Source organism: Mycobacterium sp., assembly GCF_049281135.1.
Classification (GTDB): Bacteria; Actinomycetota; Actinomycetes; order Mycobacteriales; family Mycobacteriaceae; genus Mycobacterium.
Map to the genome: position 1 here is coordinate 1 of NZ_JBAPRN010000471.1, position 2,796 is coordinate 2,796.

Annotated in this window: 2 protein-coding genes; one reads left to right on the plus strand and one right to left on the minus strand. The window is 63.4% G+C overall.

The features are described from left to right. On the minus strand, positions 1–2,062 hold a 2,062-nt coding region (gene ppsA / locus WAN02_RS18925; protein WP_422265777.1), incomplete at its 3' end, for a phosphoenolpyruvate synthase. Positions 2,063–2,375: 313 nt separating this feature from the next. Between ppsA and WAN02_RS18930 the strand changes: the two genes are divergently transcribed. After that, positions 2,376–2,796 (plus strand): hypothetical protein (locus tag WAN02_RS18930; RefSeq protein ID WP_422265778.1); only part of this gene is annotated, 421 nt, incomplete at its 3' end.

Sequence of the window (2,796 nt, forward strand, 5' to 3'; positions counted from 1 at the left end):
GGCCAATCGCATCCAACACTGCCGGATCAGATTCGTCGAACAGCTCGGCGCATACATCGGAGTCCCGGTCAACCCCCAGCATGAGCTGGGTCAGGTCGTTGCTACCGATCGATACTCCGTCGATCCCCATTCCCACATAGCTGGGCAGCCAGTGCACGACCGACGGCACTTCTGCCATCACCCAACGATGCAGACCGCGCTGGCGGCCGAGTGGACTGGCGTCGACCAACGACAGGCACTCCTCGAGTTCCCAGCGGGTCCGCACGAACGGGATCATCAGGTGCAGGTTCGGATTTTCCTCGCGCACTCGTGCGATCGCTTCGAGTTCGAGCGAGAAGAGGTCCGGTTCTTTGACATAGCGGTAGCAACCTCGATAGCCGATCATCGGGTTGTGCTCAACGGGCTCGTACTTGTCACCGCCGCGTAGGCCGCGAAACTCGTTGCTACGGAAATCTGTTGCCCGATACACGACCGGCCGGGGCGCGAATGCCGTGGCAATACGATTGACGGACTCCGTCAACGCATTGACGAGTCCGGCCTGCTCGCCGTGCGCGATGAGGTCGCGTGGATGTCGTCCAGACAGCGCTTGCGTCAGCATGAATTCGGCCCGAAGAAGTCCTACCCCGTCCACGTCCTGGGCGGCGACGGCTTCGGCGGCGTCGGGCATCGCCAAATTGACATACACCTTGGTAGCCGTGACGGCCGTGGCTGCGGGCGGCGTCGCTCTGTCGGCAAACGACATGTGCGTGACTGCGGGACGGCCGGCCGTCACCTGTCCACGGGTTCCATCGACGGTGACCGTCGTCCCGTCCTTCAGCTCGACGGTCGCGTTCCGCGCCCCCACAACGCACGGCACTCTTAGCTCGCGGGCCACGATCGCTGCGTGACAAGTCATTCCACCGGATTCGGTCACCAGCGCTGCCGCGCGCCGGATGGTGGGGAGCCAATCCGGGTTCGTCATCGGGGCCACCAGGACCTCACCGTCTGTCAACCGATTCCCGTCCTCCGGCCGTAGCAGCACCCTGACAGGCCCTGACGCCGACCCCGGGGCCGCGGGGAGTCCTCGTGTCAGCACGTGATGTTGTGACGTCTCGCCGTCCTGCCCGCCCAATGTCGTGATCGGCCTGGACTGCACGAGCCAGTAGCTGCCTGACGAAATAGCCCACTCCAGGTCTTGCGGGCAGCCGTAATGCCGTTCCACGGCGATCGCCAACTCGGCGATCCCGCGCAGCGACTCGTCGTCCAGGACGCGTGAATTCGACTGCAACGGATCGAGATTGACGATTGTATCGGCGCCATCGACACCCCGGATGATCTTGAAGGCCTGATAGCCCACTCGGCAGTCGAGAAGTTGCAACGTCGACTTGTCGACGACGTAGGTGTCGGGCTGAACTTGGCCGGACACCACTACCTCGCCTTGACCGACCGCCGCCTCGATGACGATGCGGTCGTCTCCGGTGCTGGGGTCCCTGGTGAAGGCGACGCCGGCTTGATCGGGGGCAACCATCTGTTGGACCACGACCGCCATTGCCGGTTCAGCGTTGAATCCGCGGGTGGACCGATAGGTGAGTACGCGAGGCGTGAAGAGCGACGCCCAGCAATCTTGAACCGCGTCGATCACTGCGTCGTCGCCGACCACGTTGGTGAAGGTTCTGTTCATGCCGGCGAAGGACGCGTCCCGACCGTCCTCGCCGGTGGCCGAGGACCGCACCGCAACGACGACATCGGTTCCCAGCTTCCGGTAGGCGGCCACGATCTGATCACGGACCGAGTCCTCGACACCCGCTTTGGCGACCAGATTGCCCATTCGGTGGCAAAGCTCGTCGAGCCGCGTGTTGTCGTCGACGCTTGCCAACCCTTCGTTGTGCAGCGCGACCAGTTCGGCCTCGACACCCCCCGCGCGCATTGAGGCGAGGTAGCCGGATCGCATCAGCACGAAGCCTGGGGGGACCGGCAGCCGCGCTGCGACCAGCTCCCCGAGATTGGCGCCCTTGCCGCCGGCCTCCTCGGCATCGCCGATCCGCAACGACGCAATATCCCGCACGTAAGTCTGGGTTGTCATGGTTTCTCCCTCGGCGGCAATTTCGGGCATCGTTGACGTTAGTGAGGAGTCGGCCGGTTTCGGACGGGCCAGTGGGCACCACTCGATGTGACGAAAGTCCCTCGTGGCGAGGCTGGTTCACGCTGTTCCGGGCTACGTGCACGGCGTAGCGCAGCGGCTTTCGATCCGGCGGCCGATGTAGACCGCCGAATGATGCCGAACGTCCTGGGTTACCGGGCCTTCGGCCTCTGTTGCGAGATGGCGCTCAAGTGGTCAGATATTTGTGCGGGATTCACATATCCCGAATAGGACTGCCTTCGACGGAGGTAACGCAATGAAATCTTCACTGCAACTACAAAACAGAACACGGATGTTCGCTCGCGTGATGGGGCCGTACCTAGCCATCATCGCAGCGAGCGCGGCCTTGCGCCCGAACGCTATGCGGTCGATGCTGTCTGGATTCGAAGCCGACCCGTTGTGGTCGTGGGTAACTGGAGCATTCATCATGCTGCTCGGCTTCACTGTCATCGCACTCCACCCCTACTGGCGGGGCGCGCCCGCGATCATCGTGTCGGCGTTCGGTTGGCTCGTAACGGTCAAGGGGCTGTTTCTGGTGGTCGGCTCGCAAACGTATTTCTCGATGGCTAACTCTGCCGTCGACGCCGTGGGTTGGTGGCGAACCGGTGCGGCTGTCGAGGTGCTGATCGGGCTGTATCTGGCCTACGTCGGGTGGATGCCTGAGCACACCCATTCGG